We start from the raw sequence: 17,184 nt of genomic DNA, 5'->3' as shown, positions 1-17,184 counted from the left end.
TATTACTTGCTGCCCCGAATTTGAAAAACAGCTGCCGTTTCCTGATACTTTACAGCTTCTCCACCGTAAACAGATGGGTGACCATATAGTAGGTACCGGGGAAGGGTTGATTGATGATCCAGTAGAACACTCCGCGCAGGCCGGTCTCCATGGCCAGCTGGTATTTGAGATAATGGCTGCGGGCATCTTCAAACCAGATTTCATGCTCTGTCCCCTGATCGTTGATGTAGTTCAGGGATGGCTGCCCGGCTGTTTCATCAAACTGGATGGAAGCGCCGTATCTCCTTGCCAGATCCCATACTTGTGGCTGCGTGACTGTGGTTGCCAGGTTATCCGGAGTATCGGGGAGCTCCCAGTTATATCCGTACAGTGTCATGCCCATCAGTATTTTATCGGCCGGAATATTGTTGGCAAGGGCAAACGCCAGGACTCTCCGTACGTTTTCAATGGGGGCCGTAGGCTGCGGCGGCCCGCTGATATATCCCCATTCATAGGTCATAATCGCAGCCCGGTCCACCAAAGGCCCCAGGGCACTGTAATCAAAGAATCCCGACCAGGAGGCATCCGGCACATCCTCCCACTTGGGGGCCAGGTTCAGGATGAGGATTTTTCCGTCGTCATGGAGTTCCTGTGCCAGTTGCCCGATAAACTCCGTAAAAAGGTTCCTGTCTTCCGGATTCAGGTTTTCGAAGTCGATGATAATGCCCCTTAAATCGTATTGATCCAGCATTTCCAGGACGTTGCCGATAAAGTTCTGCCGGTTGGCGGCTTCTATGATAGAATGCCCCAGTTCCGGACTGAATCCTTCTTCTGCCCGATTGTTGGTCAGAACGGGGAGCAGGGCTGTGTTTACCTCATTGGCGGCTGTCAGAATATCCTCATCCAATGTGCCCTGTATCTCTCCGGTTTCGGTAACCGGAAAATCAAACAATCCCAGATAAGTAAGGTCCGGTCCGATCTGGCGGACAAGATTGGCCGCAGCTGCCCCGGGAAGCAGATAGCCCAGGGTTTCAATGGAGGGACGGTTCTGCAGTACCCGCAGCAGCTGGTTGTTTATGGTGTCCCCAACCGGTATGACCAGCTCCATCCCGGTTACCAGCTCCTCTGTTTCGGACAGGCCGTTGACTTCTGCAATGGAAGAAGCGGGAACCCCATACACTCCTGCTATTCCATATAATGTTTCTCCCTGTGATACGCGGTGGATGACCAAATCCAACACCTCCGAGTGACAAATTGACATACTGTATTATATGTTATCAGTGTTGCCGGTATGAATGGTACGCTGGATAAAAGGAATTGCTCAGTATCAAGACTCAGATGCCTGAATGCGTTTTCTGACATAGCTGCAGCCATTGGCAATCTCCGCAGATTCGTTCCCATTGGGAGGTTTCCATCAGCGTTTTCGTAATGGCTTGAAGAAAGTCACCCCATTTTAATTGCTGGCCCTCCGAAAATCCACATAAGGTTAAACAGCTTCGGTCATATAAGGCAACAGTTTTTTCTTTGTTGCAACTGCCGTGTTGGTTGTTTGGACAACTGAGGCACAAAACATCCGCAGATATCCGCAGAACGATTTTCTGATCCGGATGATCGTTGAAGTGGTCAATGATATCATCCATATTTTTCACAAACCGGGCGTCGTACCCATACCCTGTATAGTGAGGTATGCATAGTCCATGATGTGGACGAAGGGGGATACATTCATTATAATCCATCCTATTTAATATGCCTTTCCAACTCCATATTTTTTGAATTATCATCCATTTTGTACCGTTTTACTGCTATTTGAAACATCAGCCTGAAAACCTATAAGCGGTTGAAGAGCATGTTTCCGTTGACCATTACCATTTTCATATCAATGTTGTCGTCAAACAAAAGGAGATCCGCATCGTATCCTTCAGTGATCAGCCCTTTCCGGTCGGCAACGCCGATTCGTCTGGCTGGTGTCCAAGTAGCCATTTTTACGGTGTCCAGCAAAGGGATATCTGCATGTTTGTAAAGATTATGTACCAGTTTATTGCAGGTGGCCACGCTCCCTGCAAAAGCCTGCCGGTCCAGCAGCTTCATGACACCGTCTTCATATACTGTCTCCACACCGCCCGGCTGACGGTAGACCGTGCCTTCCTTCAATTCGGATGCGGCATATTCCAGTCCGTCCGTGATCAGGGAAATCCGGCCCGCCCCCTTGCATTTATAGATCAGTTGAATCAGGGCGACGGGCAGATGTTTTAAATCGGCAATCATCTGAACGGTATATTCATCCCGCACCAGTCCGGCTTCCACCACTCCGGCAATCCGATAGGCGTTTCTCCGGATGACGCTGGAACAGCCGGAGTAAATATGCGTGATGTCACAGTAGCCGTATTCCAGGGCTTTCACGGTTTCATCATAGGTGGCATCGGAATGGGCCACAGATGGGACAATGTTGCGCTTTTCCAGGGCACGGCCCAGTTCGAGGCAGCCTTCCACCTCGGGAGCCGCTCCCATCATTCGGATTCCGTGCCAGTAATCCAGCAGTTCCTCGTAGTCGCATTCGGTGGGCTTCAATATATTCTCTTCGTTCTGCGCACCTTTTTGATTTCTGGAAAGAAACGGGCCTTCCAGATGGATCCCGAGAATGTTGGAGTCCCTGCAGACTGGCTGCGCTTTCCGGACGCCGTCCATAGATGTTTTCAGCTTTGGGATCTGTGCAGTCGTGGTCGTGGGCAGGATCGAAGTCGTTCCATACTGTGCATGTGCGCTGCACATTCTGACGACATCCTCCGGATTGCCGGTCATGGCACTGTATCCGCCGCCGCCGTGTACATGGATGTCAATGAACCCCGGAGACAGGTAGCAGCCCTTTGCGTCGATTACCTGCATATCGGGAGGCGGATCCAGCCGGGAATCGACTCCGGCAATCTTTCCATTTTCCACCACCACAACAGCATCTTTTCTTTGCAGCGGTGTCAACACTTTCGCATTTACAAAACAGGTTTTCAATCCAATCACCATCCTTATGAACTTCAAAATAAATTTATCAAGCAGTAGTGTATCACAGGCGGTTGTCTGCTTAGCTCCATAATATGGACGGATTCGGTATTTGTCAACCTATTTTTTTCTCATCAGATCGTTGACAAGGTTGTTTTGTTGGTGTAATATAATACTTGCTGTTGTTCGTGTCTTTTGTTTTCGGCGGTTGGATATCGTCCGGGAAGAGGCCGATCGAAGGGCAGCGGGAGAAAATCCCATTTATAATTGAATCAGTGATATGGAGAAGTCGCCTAGTTTGGTCGAGGGCGCACGACTGGAAATCGTGTAGGCGCCACAAGCGTCTCGAGGGTTCGAATCCCTCCTTCTCCGCCATATAAGCGGGTTTCAGTGGATAAGCTGATCCCCGTTTTTTCAGTTATAAGACCAGAAATTATAATATTATTGTGATTGATATCCGATTTTAATGCGGCATGCTGAAAGAATCAGTATTTACTGGTTTCTTTGTTTGTCAACAGGACTCAAAAACGCTTGTAATCCAGAAAAAAATATTATCTGCAAAATTCAGCCGGATATTTTTAATCACATTTACCGTACCGAGCTCATGACTCCTGCACAGTCCTATACTGTCGGGACGGATAGAATGGAACCAACTCTTGGCGGGGAGGCGTATGGCATTGCCAATTGCATCGGGCAGTCCGGAGAACAACGGCCCAGCCCCAAATCTCCGATACAAAACCTGTATTACGTCGGCAATGATGCAGGAGGCTTTGGTATGGGTACCAATCAGGCTGTCGATTCCGCGGTGCATGTCATCGATGGGATTTCCGGTTCATTAAAAGAAGAGAAATAGCAAACTCCAGGTATCCTTTATGCCGGGTAATTACCGAAATTTTCATTGCTATGGAGACTGATAAAATTCTGCTTTGTTGTGCTATACTATATAATATAACAGGAAAGAAAGGAGAAAAAGAATGGAAGCAGGATCAGACAAGATTTCTTTTCGGATACTTCAGCAGCAGGAAGTGGACGGAGCAGCTTTATATGAGAGGATTGCCCGGCTTACGAAAGAGGAAAGTGAGTGGGAAACGCTTCAGACCATATCCAGGGAAGAATCCCGACATGCAGCGACCTTTGCGAAGTATACAGGCTGCAAGCTGAAGCCCCGGCATTTCTGGCTGTTTTGGAATATATTAGCTGCCCGGATTCTGGGATATACGTTTATCATTCAGAAATTGGAAAATGGTGAGGATCAGGCAATCGAATTCTATAGGGAGAATATCAATGCCATTCCCGAACTGAAGCAGATTCTGGAGGATGAAGAGCATCATGAGCAGGAGCTGCTGGACATGCTGGATGAGGAACGCCTGCATTATCTGGGGGATATGGTGCTGGGGATGAATGATGCGCTGGTGGAGCTCACCGGCTCTCTGGCAGGATATACCCTGGCCATGCAGAATACGCATGTCATTGCCATGGCGGGATTGATTACGGGCGTGTCTGCGACGCTGTCCATGGCGGCTTCCGGCTATCTTTCCTCCCGTGAGGCAGGACAGAAGGATGCGGCCAAATCCGCTACATATACGGGAACTGCCTATCTGGTGACCGTTGCGCTGCTGATCATTCCCTATCTGATTTTGCCATCCGGCAGCTATCTTTGGGCCCTGGGTATTACGCTGCTGATTGCCGTTACAATTATTGCCGGTTTTAATTATTACATTTCCATTGCCAAAGGCAGGCCATTCCGCCGGAATTTTCTTGTAATGGCCGGGATCAGCCTTGGAGTGGCGACAATTTCCTTTGTGGTTGGTCTGCTCGTGAAAAACGTCCTGGGCATTGATTTATAAGGTGTATTGCTGAAGGAACCCCGGTGAAACCCCGAAAGCTTTGCCTGGGGCTCTTTCTTTCCTATTTTATATTGTTGGAGGGATCTTATGTTGACAGTAGGGAATTCCAGTGTCATGAACTTCGAAAATGCGATCCGCGGTGCAAGAAATCCCATGAACAGCTGGAATCGAATGGACAGTTGTTTCAAGGCCGGGAAATATATATTGGGAGAAAATGACCTGGCTCTTGCAAAGCGCCTTTGCAAAGCGGGACGGGATCACAGAAAATTTCTGAGACAGATCTTTGTCTCGGTTGACATCAATGCACCGATCTATTGGTGGAAAGAGTTTGATACCTATAAGGTGGGCACGGTTTCCAATTCCACGAGCACCATGCATAAAATACACAGCCGGGAATTCCGTATGGATCAGTTCAGCCATGATCAGATGACTCCAAAGACCAGGGAGAAGCTGAGCGAAATCGTTGCGTATCTGGAAGAGCTCAGACAGGAGTATCTTCGGACGAAGGACCGACAGGTCTGGATGGATATGATTCAGCTGCTTCCGTCCAGCTACAACCAGCTCCGGACCTGCTCCCTCAATTATGAGGTGCTGGCAAATATTTACCATTCCCGGAAAAATCACAAACTGAGCGAATGGCATACCTTCTGTGATTATATCAGGACGCTGCCCTATGCCACGGATTTGATTACCCTTGGGGAATAAATCTTTTTATCCGTGCCGGGAAAGGATTTTCGTTTTTACAAAGCAGGCAACGTGTAAGGCATTTTTACACGTTGCCTGCTTTGTCTAATTACCGGGAATATGGGTTATGCTAAAATAAACCATAGAGTTTTCAGGTGGAAGTAAGAAGAGGAGGTTTGATGTATGAATAAGGCACTTGGTACAGGGATAAAGCTGGCATATTCCTATTTGGATTCCAATCCCAGAAAAAATATTCCAAATCTTCTGGATTGGGTGGATCGTTTGGACCGGAAAGACGCTGTGTTAAGTCAACGGAAAGTTTTTCGAAGAGTGATTGAAGATAAGGATAACAACTGGTACAAATTGATTCTCAGTTTGTGGGACGATATCGACCCCGGGGTCCGGAAGACTGTTTTTATGAACTTTATCCTGAATGCAAATATGAAGGGTGGTCCGCTGCAGGAGGAGAACAGAAAGAAATATGACTGCAATGTCCCGTGGGCAATTCTGATGGATCCCACTTCTGCATGTAATTTAAAATGCACAGGCTGTTGGGCAGCAGAGTATGGCAACAAGCTTTCCATGGACTATGATACCCTGGACAGCATCATTGAGCAGGGGAAAGAGCTTGGCGTTTATTTCTATATCTATTCCGGCGGGGAGCCGCTGGTGCGGAAAAAGGATATTATCCGTCTTTGTGAGAAACACAGCGACTGTGAGTTCCTTGCATTTACCAACGGTACGCTGATTGATGAGGACTTTGCCAACGAGATGCTGCGCGTCAAAAATTTTGTGCCTGCCATCAGCATTGAGGGATTTGAGGAAGCAACGGATTCCAGACGCGGGAAGGGAACCTATCAAAAGGTGATTCAGGCCATGGACCTTCTCCGAAGCAAAAAGCTGGCGTTTGGCGCCTCCCTTTGCTATACAAGAGCCAACACCGAAGTAATCGGCAGTGAGGAATTTACGGATTTCCTGATTAACCAGGGAGCGAAGTTCGCATGGTACTTTACTTATATGCCGGTAGGCGTGGATGCGGTTCCGGATTTGATGGTGACAGCAGAGCAGCGTGAGTTTATGTATCGTCAGATTCGCAAATTCCGCAACACCAAAGAGCTGTTCACCATGGATTTCTGGAACGACGGGGAATATGTGGACGGATGTATCGCCGGTGGACGAAGATATCTGCATATCAATGCAAATGGTGATATTGAACCCTGTGCCTTTATTCATTATGCGAACTGCAATATCCATAATCAAACCTTACTGGAGGCATTGCAATCGCCTTTGTTCCAGCAGTATCACAAGGGTCAGCCTTTCAATGACAACATGCTTCGTCCCTGCCCGCTGCTGGATAACCCGAACCGGCTGAGGGAAATGGTGAAGAAATCCGGAGCCTTTTCCACAGACTTTATTCAGCCGGAAGACATTGACGAGTTGAGTGGAAAATGTGAAGATACGGCGGAGAAATGGGCCGGGACCGCAGATCGTATCTGGAGTGAGAAACATGGCGGCACTGCTGCTTCCGAATGTGCTGCCGGTGAGGCAGAAGATGGAGAGGCAGGGAAGGCAACTGAGAAATCGGGATCGAAGGTATCCTGAGCCAGCCTGTAATAATTGTTTTACAAAGGAACCAATCGGAAAAGGAACCGGAAAAAACAGCATAGGCAGCAAAGCATAAACAATATTGTTGTCAAAGCCAAAAGGGAAGCCGGGGAGATATCGTACCTCTCCGGCTTCCCTTTTTCTGCTTTTACGAAATGCCAAATCATTTTCTGCAAATCACAGCACACCGGTTTATTCCATGAAAAGAAACAGCAATAGTAAAATACATCAAATATCAGGTTTCTTTCCCGAACCGGTAAATGCCGTCATTCCAGCTCGAACGCGCCTGTGTAAAGCTGATAATAGACGCCCCTTTCTTCGATCAGATCCTCATGGCTTCCACGCTCAATGATTCGCCCGTGATCCAGTACCATGATGACATCGGAATTCTTTACGGTGGACAGCCGGTGGGCAATGACAAATACGGTTCTGCCCTGCATAAGGGCGTCCATGCCCCGCTGAACGATGGCTTCCGTACGCGTGTCAATGGAGGAGGTGGCCTCGTCCAGGATCATCACCGGCGGGTCGGCAACAGCAGCCCGGGAGATAGCCAGCAGCTGTCGTTGCCCCTGGGAAAGATTGGCCCCGTTTGCACTGATGGGGGTCTGGTATCCTTCCGGCAGGCGCCGGATAAAATCATCTGCTCCCACAAGTTCTGCGGCGTGCATGCACTCTTCATCCGTGGCATCCAGCTTTCCATAGCGGATATTGTCCAGAACCGTTCCTGTGAACAGGCTCGTGTCCTGCAGAACAATGCCGAGGGAGCGGCGCAGATCCCCTTTTTTAATTTTATTGATATTGATTCCGTCGTAACGGATTTTGCCGTCTGCGATATCGTAGAATCGGTTGAGCAGGTTGGTGATGGTTGTCTTTCCTGCGCCGGTGGCGCCGACAAAGGCAACTTTCTGCCCGGGTTCCGCATAAAGCGTGATGTCATGCAGGACTGGCTTATGCGGTTCATATGCAAAATCCACGTGAGACATCCTTACGTCCCCGGACAGTTTGGTGTAGGTTACGGTTCCGTCTGCCCTGTGGGGATGTTTCCAGGCCCACATTCCGGTCCGTTCTCTGCATTTCACGATTTTTCCGTTCTGTTCCCGCGCATTGACCAGTGTAACATATCCATCGTCGGCTTCGGGCGGTTCATCCAGCAGGGCAAAAATCCGTTTCGCTCCTGCAAGGCCCATGACAACGGAATTGATCTGATGGGACACCTGATTGATGTTTCCGGTAAACTGCTTCGTCATATTCAGAAACGGAACGACAACGCTGATACTGAGGGGAAAGCCGGAAAGACTGAGGTTGGGTGCATGAAAGAGCAGGAGGCATCCGCCCACAAGGGCAACAATGACATACAGCACGTTGCCCACATTATTGAGGATTGGCCCCAGGGTGTTGGCATATTTGTTGGCGGCTTCGGCTTCGGTAAAGAGCAAATCATTGATCCGGTCAAAATCCGCCTGGCTTTCCTCTTCGTGGCAGAAAACCTTCACAACTTTCTGTCCGTTCATGATCTCTTCCACATAGCCTTCTTCCTTTCCAATGACATTCTGCTGCCGGAAGAAATGCCTTGCGGAATTGCCACCGATTTTTTTTGTGATCAGGAGCATCAGCGCAACTCCTGCCAGCACGACAAAGGCCAGCCATGCGCAAAAATAGATCATGATCGAAAAGATCGTAATTATAGTTACAGTGGAGATCAGAAGCTGTGGAAAGCATTGGGAAATCACCTGACGGAGCGTATCGATGTCATTGGTATAGTGGCTCATGATATCACCGTGATTGTTGGTATCAAAATAGCGAATAGGTAAGTCCTGCATTTTGTTGAACATCGTGGTACGCAGCTTCTTCAGCGAACCCTGGGTGATAATGGCCATCATTTGATGAAAGGCAAAGCCGGACAGCAGGGACAGGATATAAAATGTAACCAGCAAACCGACGGTCGGAAGGATGATCCTGCCTGCTGCATTCCAGTTTCCGCTCTTCCAGTTTGCTTCGATGACTGCGATGACCTTTTGCATAAATACCGCAGGAATGGAACTGATGATTGCATTGAAAAGGATGCAGGCCATGGTCACCGGAAGCATGACGGGGTAGAACCCAAACATCATCTTCACAAGACGTCCGATTGTACTTTGCATTGGACTTCCGACATCTATTTCCCGTTCCCTTTTCTTTTCGCGTTTTGCAGTATCTTTCATGTGTTTATTCCACATCTTCTTTCACCACCTTATTCTGGGATGTATAGATTTCCCTGTAAATTTCATTCGTTGCCATGAGCTCTTCATGGCTGCCGGTAGCGTTTATGGTACCACCTTCCATGACGATAATGCGATCGGCATCTTCGACGGAGGAAGTACGCTGGGCAATGATTATTTTTGTTGTTTCCGGGATATACCGGCTCAGCGCTTTCCGGATCAGCGCATCTGTCCGGGTATCCACTGCGCTGGTGGAGTCGTCCAGAATCAATATTTTCGGCTTTTTCAGCAGGGCTCTGGCAATGCAAAGCCGCTGTTTCTGCCCACCGGAAAGGTTGGAACCTCCCTGTTCCACATAGGTATCGTACTGGCCCGGGAATTGCAGGATAAATTCTTCTGCCTGGGACATCCGGCAGGCTTCCGCCATCTCTTCATCGGTCGCCTTTTTATTTCCCCAACGGAGGTTTTCCCGGATGGTACCGGAGAACAGGATGTTTTTCTGCAGAACCACGGCAACCTGATTTCGCAGGGCCTCCAGGTCATAATCCCGGACGTCCACACCGCCTACTTTTACGACTCCTTCCGTTGCGTCATACAGGCGGGGAATCAACTGAACCAGCGAGGATTTGGAAGATCCGGTGCCTCCGATGATGCCGATGGTTTCCCCGGAACGGATATGCATCTGAATATCCGAAAGAGCCATCCGTTCGGCTTCCGGGGAATATTTGAAACTAACGTTTTCAAAGTCCACGGAACCGTCCCGGACAGTGTCAATCGGCTGTTCCGGATCGGTCAGGGTACTTTTTTCCTGAAGAGTTTCCGCAATTCTCTGTGCAGATTCCTCCGATATGGTGATCGCCACAAATACCATGGAAAACATCATCAGACTGTTGAGAATCATGAAGCTGTAGTTGAGCATGGCAGAAAACTGTCCCACATCCAGTGCAAGACCTTTTGAGGTGATGATGGTATAGGAGCCAAAGGTCAGGACAAATGTCATCACCGAATACAGGCAGAACTGCATCAGCGGGTTGTTCAGGGCAAGAATTCTTTCCGCCCGGGTAAAATCCTGCCGGATCTCCTCGGCGGCATTATCCAGCTTTTCTTTCTCGTAATCTTCGCGTACATAGGATTTTACGACACGCATGGCCTTCACATTTTCCTGAATCGATTGATTCAGGGCATCGTATTTTTTGAAAACCTTCTGAAACAGCGGCAAAGTTTTACGAGTCACCATGAAAAGGCCGAAACCGAGGATAGGCGCCACAACGAGAAAAATGAGTGCCATTCTGCCGCCCATGATAAACGCCATGACAAAGGAAAAAACCAGCATCAGGGGACAGCGGATGGCAGTCCGGATAACCATCATGTAAGCGAACTGTATGTTGGCCACATCGGTGGTGAGCCGTGTCACCAGGGAGGAAGTGGAAAAGCGGTCTATATTTTCAAATGAAAACTCCTGTATTTTATAGAAAATATCTTTCCGAAGGTTCCTGGCCAGTCCACAGGATGCTGTTGCACAGGTGGATCCGGCGAGAGCGCCGAACAGGAGGGAAAGTCCTGCCATCAGGACAAGTACAATTCCGTATCGGGCGATCACATTCAGTCCGCAGCCGGCTTTGATCTGGTTCACCAGCTCGGCGATCACGAAGGGTATGATGCATTCGAATATCACTTCGATAGAAACCCAGATAACGGTTTCAATGGATGGTTTTTTGTATTCCCTTATACTTTTGGCGAGTTCTTTCCACATAGAATACTACCTCTTTCTTACCTAAAAAAAAACGAGCTGCACCATCGATGGACAGCGCACGCTTTCGTTGTTTTGTCTCTTATTTTGTTTCCCCAGCCTTACATTGACGTGAACATGGTAGGAAAATCACAACTAAAATTATAACGCAAACTGGCCCAAAAAGTCAAGCGGCCGGCTCAAAAAAACTCAGGATCGTGAATAGAAAGTTACTATTCACAGCTCAATTAAAAGCAGGCAGAATAAATATCGGAAAGTCGAGAGCAAAGGAATCGATATCGATTCCTTTTTGTTGATATGAGCAGCAATAACACGAACCAGAGCAAATCTGTTAACAGATTCAAAATTATTCTATAAAAAAATATTTAAATTTTTTAAAAAGAAGCAGAACTTCGGAATTTTATGTCGAATATATCATTATGGAGATCATGAGAAAGGAAATCCCGTAATGAAATCCATATGCCTGTAAAAGACATCTGCTTTTACCCGCTGGATGCCGATTACCGGGCAAAGCTTTGTCAGGCGCATAAACAGGATGGTAAGGTTTCCAAAATATGAGACGGGAGGTGGTTATATTGGGTACGAATTATGAAAAAGTCTTTTACAGGGATTACGAACAGCTATATCAGAGAAACGAAAAACTGGCTGCAGAACTGCGTGCCCTGAAATATAACTACAACCTGCTTACAAACAGGTACAAGACCCTGGAGAAGCAAAAGAAGGATCTTGATGAACAGAATTCCCTGAAGGATGTTGTGATTATCGACCTGACAAAAGAAGCAGATCGGTTGAAGGCTCTTTTGAACATAGACGGGACGAACAGCGGTCTCCCTACCAGCCAGACACCAATAAGCAAGAAAAAGGTGATCCCCAACAGCCGCAAAAAGACGGGGAGAAAAATCGGCGGACAGGTGGGGCATGCCAGAAAGAAACTGGAACGCTTTCCGGACTCCGAAGTTGACGCCTATGTGGAGCATGTACCGGACAAATGTCCGGAATGCCAGTGTACGGACCTGGAGGATACGGGTAAAGTGATAGAAAAGGATTGCCTGGATTACAAAGTGGTCGTTACCAAAACGCGTCACGGGTTTCGGGTAAAACGCTGCCTCCAGTGCGGAAAGGAAGTCCACGAAAGGATCCCGAATGACCTGAAGGAAGAAAATCAGTACGGCGTCCAGGTTCAGGCAGAAGCCCTGATGCTTATGAATCAGGGAAATGTGACTCTGAACAAAATCCGCAGAATGATTTACGGGTTCACGGAAGGCGAAATACAGCTTTCGGAAGGATATCTGTGCAAGCTGCAGAAAAGAGCTTCACAGAATGCCTGGGACTTCTGTGAGGATCTTAGAAAGGAAATATTAAAGCAGGATATCGTCCACTGGGATGACACGGTCATTAGGATCAACACACACAGGGCCTGCCTGAGGTTCTATGGAACGGAGAAACTTGCTCTTTACAAGGCGCACATGCACAAGGACAGGGAAGGGTTGGAAGAAGACAATATCCTCAGGCTGCTTCCTCCCACCACCATTGTGATGCACGACCATAACAAGGTAAACTACAATAAAGAGTATTCTTTCCGGAATGCCGAGTGCAATCAGCATTTGCTGAGAGATCTGAAAAAGGTTCAGGACAATCTCGGGCATAAATGGGCGGAAGATCTGGCCAGGTTGCTTGCCGACACAGACAAGAAAAGAGAAGAATTGATCCGCAGCGGTGTGTCGGCATTTACTCAGGAGGAGCTTTCCAGGTTCTTTTGGGAATTTAATGGCATCATGCTTCATGCCTACAAAGAAAATGAGGAAACGGGTTCAAAGTATTATGCCAGTGATGAGAATACACTGATCCTGCGAATATTGGATTACAAGGATGAATATCTCGCGTGGGTGGTGAATTTTGACATCCCCTTCACCAACAATTTAAGTGAACGAAGCCTGCGGGGTGCAAAGACTAAAATGAAGGTATCCGGGCAGTTTCAAAATGTTAAAACTGCATCGTTCTATGCCAACATCAAATCCTATGTTGAAACATGCTACAGGCATGGAATTAATGAGTTTTATGCACTGCTCCGACTTTGCAGAGGCGATCCATTCAAGTTGGAAGAAATATTGAATATTGAGGAACAAGGCTAGAGCTAGAAATTAGCCTTGTTCCCCATACACTTTTTTAAGGGCTGTGAATAAGTAACAATAGAAAAAGTAACATCCAGAGTCAAGCGACCTCATTGGACGTAAGTCTTACGGTAAATTCCAGAATAAGATTGCAAATCCAGGTTCCACAGTTCATAATGAAGGTGTACCGCCAAAGGAGGCCAATGATTATGAAGAGACAACTGCTTCATGACAATACTCATCTATCTTTGGAGGACAGAAAGATCATCCAGGTTGGAATTGAAAACAATTCCACCAAATCATCCATTGCACGGACCATCGGAAAAGATGCCACCACCGTCGCAAAGGAAATCAGGAAGCACCGCAGATTTAAACCCCGCAATCCGTTTAATCATCCCATTGTGTGCACCAAAATGCGCACCTGCCCAACAAAGCCCTGCGTTAAAAAATGCGCCTTCTATGAAGAGCCCATATGTAATCGCCGTGACAAATCTCCGGGAGCCTGCAACAAATGCAAGGACAGCCCCGGATGCCATCTCGATAAGTATTACTACAACGCGGTATCCGCTGATAAGAAATACCACGATGATCTTGTCGAGACCCGCGAGGGCGTCAACCTCACAACCGGAGAGTGTGACTCCATTGCCCAAATCCTTGTTCCCCTGCTTAAGAAAGGGCAGTCCATTCATCAGATCCTTTCCGCGCACCCAGAGGTAAAACAGTGTGAAAGGACATTGTATAATTACATTGAAAGCGGAATCTTCAAAGAGTATGGCGTAGACAACTTTTCCCTCAAGGAACAGGTCAATCGCAAACAGTTCCGGCAAAAATACAAAAAACGTAAGGCCCCGGCGAACTATGAAGGACGGAAATACGCCGATTATCTGCACTTCCTGTCTGAAAATCCGGAAACGCCAACAGTGGAAATGGATACCGTCTACAATAGTCAGGAAGGGCCTTACATTCAGACTTTCCTGTTCCCCAAAACTGCTTTCATGATTGGGTTCCTGCACCCGCATAAAACCAGTGAGAGCATGGCGAAAAGCATCGACTGGCTTCAGGAAAAGCTTGGAGCGGAACAATTCTCCAAACTATTTCCTGTCTTGCTCACAGACCGTGGGCCCGAATTTGAGATGCACCGACTTTTTGAGTTGAATCCATCCGGCAATTCGCGGCTTAGCATATTCTATTGCGACCCTATGCAATCATGCCAAAAGCCACATGTCGAAAACAACCACAACTACGTGCGTGATATCATCCCGAACTCTTATCCCCTCAGCGGTCTAACGCAGGAAAGCATTGATCTTATGTTTTCCCACATTAATTCGGCACCCCGAAAGTCCCTTGGTGATAAAACGCCTTTTGAGGTCTTTTGCTTTCTTTACGGTAAGGACGTGCCGAAGGTTCTGAACATAAGAGAAATAGATCGTGATGATGTAGTGCTGAAACCGGAACTTATTTTCGCAAAATAGCGGAATAACTACAGTCCCAACCTTTTGCAGCATTTATTTCCGGCGGTACACAGACAACTCCAGCTCATCTTTGACTTGTGGAATTTAATCTTTCAGCTTTGAAATTTTAATTTTTTTCAGGTCTGTTTGCCATACCCAAATTTTCTTCCAATTGATCATTTTTATCAATTTCACACTTTCCACACCTTCAATATCATCTCTTCAAGCCTCTATTCCAAGCCCTTTCCGGAACTTACCCCTTCATCTTTTATGGGGCTTTTGACTCTGGAAGGTACTTTTTCTATTCACAAAAAACTCAGGATAACCTTAAGGAGCGGGCCGCTTATCTGTACCATTTTTCAGGACTGTATTATTTTTTTCAAGGTTGTATTCTGTACATATGAAATATCCACGGGACGGTTATTCCCTTGCCCCAGTTTTTCCATGGGTTCCGGACAGGTGCGCTGCACCGGATGGGAAAGCTGATCCAGGGAGCCTCTTAAGCTCACTGAACGGTTCAAGGGAGACTTTTCCGTAACTTTTTTTGGGAATGGGCTCCGGAAGAATTCCTTCCGGAATTTCAGTATATCCGGACAGCACTTTTTGAAAGGCATAATATTTCTCTAAGGTCTCCTGCCTCGCTGATGGGACTGTCATAATCATAGCTGGTCACTGTCGGGGACAGTTCCCCGTAATAGTTTGCCCCATTCCGGAATCCGAAATTGGTGCCGCCATGGAACATATAGAAGTTGACGGAGGCACCTGCCTTCAGCATCTGATCCAGTACGTCCGCTGCATCTTTTCCGTCCCGGGTATGATGGGGCTCTCCCCAGTGATCAAACCATCCGTTCCAGAACTCCGTGCACATCAGCGGCTGATCCGGCTGATATTCCTGAAGCTTTTGAAATCCTTCCTCCGGCCGGGATCCGAAGTTCACCGTCCTGTAAACATCCGGCAGGGTTCCGCCGCAAAGCATTTCATCCGATGGTCCGTCAGAAGTGAAAAGCAGGACATCGATGCCTCTCCGGATCATTCCCTCCTTCAGATAGTTCAGATATTTTTTGTCGTTTCCATAACTCCCGTATTCATTTTCGACCTGCATGGCAACAATCGGACCGCCGTTGGTGCACAAAATCGGCTTCAGCCGGGGCATCAGTTCATCGTAAAAGCGGTCCACCTTTTCCAGCCAGGGCTTGTCATGGCAGCGGAGCCGGATATCGGAATCCGCCAGCAGCCAGGCAGGCAGTCCTCCAAATTCCCATTCGGCGCAAATATAGGGACCGGGGCGCACGATGACAAACAGCCCCAGTTCGCCGGCAATTTCCACAAAACGGGCAATGTCTGCCATCCCTTCAAAGCAGAACTGCCCCGGTTCCGGCTCATGCATGTTCCATGCGACATAGGTTTCCACCGTGTTCAGCCCGCATGCCTTCAGCTTCAGAAGCCGGTCCCTCCAGTATTCAGGCACCACCCGGAAATAATGGATGGCCCCGGATAGGATCCGCACCGGCTTCCCGTCGTATGCAAAATTTCTGCCGGATATTTTAAATTCAGACAAAATGCTTTCCTCCTGTTCGACTCTTTTCCTGTTTTTTTGCTGACCTTTTATTTTTCCTGATTTTTTGTTACTCTTTTTCCTGCTGGTAATTGTTACTGTTTTTATCTTCTCCTGTCTTCTCCGTTGTCCTGATCAATTCCTTGTTGCCTCCGCCTTTTATTCTTTTTGCGGAAAGAGCCTGTTTATTTTCTTTTCCGGAACAAATAAAAATCAGCCGGTACATTGAGGATCAAAATATGATATCATGAAACCGTGAACCATTCGCTAAGTGTCATCCATCCGCAGCAAAGGAGGGGGAAAATATGCCGCTGCCATACTTACTGGTGGTTACCGGAAGACCGGGTTCGGGGAAGACAACGTTTGCCGGGGAGATCGCAAAACAGTTCTATATGCCGCTGATCAGCCGGGATGCGCTGAAGGAAGGTTATGTACATACGTTTCAAAAGAGACATTCCGGGTTGCCTCCCGAGACCAATCAAATTGTAACGGATATTTTCTTCGAGGCGGTGGAAAGTCTTCTGTCCGATCAGATATCCCTCATCGCAGAAGCAGCCTTTCAGCATAAGCTCTGGACACCGCATCTGAAGAAATTTAAGGGAAGCGCCCGGATCTTTTTGCTCATATGCAAAGTGGAGGATGAAATTGCACAGAAACGATTTCTGGACCGCGGCCTGGCCGATCCTATGAGGGAATATTTTCATCATGACAAGGGGGTGGATCTGGCGAGAAAGGGAGTTGAACTGTCCATTACTCCCTATGAGGAACCGCATCTGGATGTTCCAACGTTCCATATTGACACAAAGGACGGCTATATTCCTTCCATTGCCGAACTGAAGTGCAGGATCTGGGGTACGTCCGGAACGTTCGGATAAAATTTACGGCAGGATCGGGGCGGGATGAGGAAAGGCAGACAGCGGAGCCCGTCCGTTATTGGACGGATTTTACCGGCAGTGCGGATCGTCCCGAAGGGAAATAAGACGGAAGATACGAGGACCGAGAGGGGGATTTGC

The 17,184-nt window shown here is 47.8% G+C and carries 12 protein-coding genes and 1 tRNA gene; 8 read left to right on the top strand and 5 right to left on the bottom strand.

Features of this window, described 5'->3' with window-relative positions:
- Nucleotides 1-49: 49 nt before the first annotated feature.
- Together QBE55_02420 and nagA are read right to left on the bottom strand one after the other, a co-directional pair.
- Nucleotides 50-1,210, bottom strand: a complete 1,161-nt coding sequence (locus QBE55_02420; GenBank protein WZL79044.1) for a glycosyl hydrolase family 18 protein — start codon at nucleotides 1,208-1,210, stop codon at nucleotides 50-52.
- Between the two features lie 596 nt (nucleotides 1,211-1,806).
- The gene (gene nagA, locus QBE55_02415) at nucleotides 1,807-2,982 is read right to left on the bottom strand and encodes an N-acetylglucosamine-6-phosphate deacetylase (protein ID WZL79043.1); all 1,176 of its coding nucleotides are present in this window, start codon (nucleotides 2,980-2,982) and stop codon (nucleotides 1,807-1,809) included.
- A 270-nt stretch (nucleotides 2,983-3,252) separates the two neighbouring features.
- Between nagA and QBE55_02410 the strand changes: the two genes are divergently transcribed.
- The 5 genes from QBE55_02410 (at nucleotide 3,253) to QBE55_02390 (ending at nucleotide 7,103) form a co-directional block, all read left to right on the top strand.
- Nucleotides 3,253-3,345 (top strand) — tRNA-Ser (locus QBE55_02410).
- 268 nt (nucleotides 3,346-3,613) lie between these two features.
- The gene (locus tag QBE55_02405) at nucleotides 3,614-3,823 is read left to right on the top strand and encodes a hypothetical protein (GenBank protein WZL79042.1); all 210 of its coding nucleotides are present in this window, start codon (nucleotides 3,614-3,616) and stop codon (nucleotides 3,821-3,823) included.
- A 121-nt stretch (nucleotides 3,824-3,944) separates the two neighbouring features.
- Nucleotides 3,945-4,817 (top strand): VIT1/CCC1 transporter family protein, encoded by an 873-nt coding sequence (locus QBE55_02400; GenBank protein WZL79041.1) that lies wholly within the window; start codon nucleotides 3,945-3,947, stop codon nucleotides 4,815-4,817.
- An 87-nt stretch (nucleotides 4,818-4,904) separates the two neighbouring features.
- Nucleotides 4,905-5,522 (top strand): hypothetical protein, encoded by a 618-nt coding sequence (locus tag QBE55_02395; GenBank protein ID WZL79040.1) that lies wholly within the window; start codon nucleotides 4,905-4,907, stop codon nucleotides 5,520-5,522.
- Nucleotides 5,523-5,684: 162 nt separating this feature from the next.
- Entirely contained in the window at nucleotides 5,685-7,103 is a 1,419-nt protein-coding gene (locus tag QBE55_02390; protein ID WZL79039.1) for a radical SAM protein, read from the top strand.
- A gap of 269 nt (nucleotides 7,104-7,372) precedes the next feature.
- On the opposite strand, the gene QBE55_02385 is transcribed toward QBE55_02390, so the two are convergent.
- Both QBE55_02385 and QBE55_02380 read right to left on the bottom strand, forming a co-directional pair.
- Nucleotides 7,373-9,247 (bottom strand): ABC transporter ATP-binding protein, encoded by a 1,875-nt coding sequence (locus QBE55_02385; GenBank protein WZL79844.1) that lies wholly within the window; start codon nucleotides 9,245-9,247, stop codon nucleotides 7,373-7,375.
- A gap of 64 nt (nucleotides 9,248-9,311) precedes the next feature.
- Nucleotides 9,312-11,057 (bottom strand): ABC transporter ATP-binding protein, encoded by a 1,746-nt coding sequence (locus tag QBE55_02380; GenBank protein WZL79038.1) that lies wholly within the window; start codon nucleotides 11,055-11,057, stop codon nucleotides 9,312-9,314.
- 572 nt (nucleotides 11,058-11,629) lie between these two features.
- Between QBE55_02380 and QBE55_02375 the strand changes: the two genes are divergently transcribed.
- Nucleotides 11,630-13,186 carry an IS66 family transposase gene (locus QBE55_02375; GenBank protein WZL79037.1) on the top strand — a complete coding sequence of 519 codons (1,557 nt, stop codon included), beginning with the start codon at nucleotides 11,630-11,632 and terminating at the stop codon, nucleotides 13,184-13,186.
- Between the two features lie 188 nt (nucleotides 13,187-13,374).
- Nucleotides 13,375-14,637 carry an IS30 family transposase gene (locus QBE55_02370; protein ID WZL79036.1) on the top strand — a complete coding sequence of 421 codons (1,263 nt, stop codon included), beginning with the start codon at nucleotides 13,375-13,377 and terminating at the stop codon, nucleotides 14,635-14,637.
- Nucleotides 14,638-15,196: 559 nt separating this feature from the next.
- On the opposite strand, the gene QBE55_02365 is transcribed toward QBE55_02370, so the two are convergent.
- The gene (locus QBE55_02365) at nucleotides 15,197-16,174 is read right to left on the bottom strand and encodes a beta-galactosidase (GenBank protein WZL79035.1); all 978 of its coding nucleotides are present in this window, start codon (nucleotides 16,172-16,174) and stop codon (nucleotides 15,197-15,199) included.
- A 302-nt stretch (nucleotides 16,175-16,476) separates the two neighbouring features.
- Here QBE55_02365 and QBE55_02360 point away from each other — a divergent pair, with 302 nt between their 5' ends.
- The gene (locus QBE55_02360; protein WZL79034.1) at nucleotides 16,477-17,046 is read left to right on the top strand and encodes an AAA family ATPase; all 570 of its coding nucleotides are present in this window, start codon (nucleotides 16,477-16,479) and stop codon (nucleotides 17,044-17,046) included.
- The last annotated feature ends 138 nt before the right edge of the window (nucleotides 17,047-17,184 follow it).

Source organism: Eubacteriales bacterium mix99 (assembly GCA_038396605.1).
Lineage (GTDB): Bacteria > Bacillota > Clostridia > Caldicoprobacterales > DTU083 > UBA4874.
Note: the sequence above shows the minus strand (reverse complement) of the source record. Positions and strands in the feature narration are given on the sequence as shown.

What these genes read in the sequence shown, in the direction of transcription:
- QBE55_02400 (WZL79041.1), top strand. Translation starts at nt 3,945, where the DNA reads ATGGAAGCAGGATCAGACAAGATTTCTTTTCGGATACTTCAGCAGCAG.
- QBE55_02395 (WZL79040.1), top strand. Translation starts at nt 4,905, where the DNA reads ATGTTGACAGTAGGGAATTCCAGTGTCATGAACTTCGAAAATGCGATC.
- QBE55_02385 (WZL79844.1), bottom strand. Translation starts at nt 9,247, where the DNA reads ATGCAAAGTACAATCGGACGTCTTGTGAAGATGATGTTTGGGTTCTAC.
- QBE55_02380 (WZL79038.1), bottom strand. Translation starts at nt 11,057, where the DNA reads ATGTGGAAAGAACTCGCCAAAAGTATAAGGGAATACAAAAAACCATCC.
- QBE55_02405 (WZL79042.1), top strand. Translation starts at nt 3,614, where the DNA reads ATGGAACCAACTCTTGGCGGGGAGGCGTATGGCATTGCCAATTGCATC.
- QBE55_02390 (WZL79039.1), top strand. Translation starts at nt 5,685, where the DNA reads ATGAATAAGGCACTTGGTACAGGGATAAAGCTGGCATATTCCTATTTG.
- QBE55_02360 (WZL79034.1), top strand. Translation starts at nt 16,477, where the DNA reads ATGCCGCTGCCATACTTACTGGTGGTTACCGGAAGACCGGGTTCGGGG.
- QBE55_02370 (WZL79036.1), top strand. Translation starts at nt 13,375, where the DNA reads ATGAAGAGACAACTGCTTCATGACAATACTCATCTATCTTTGGAGGAC.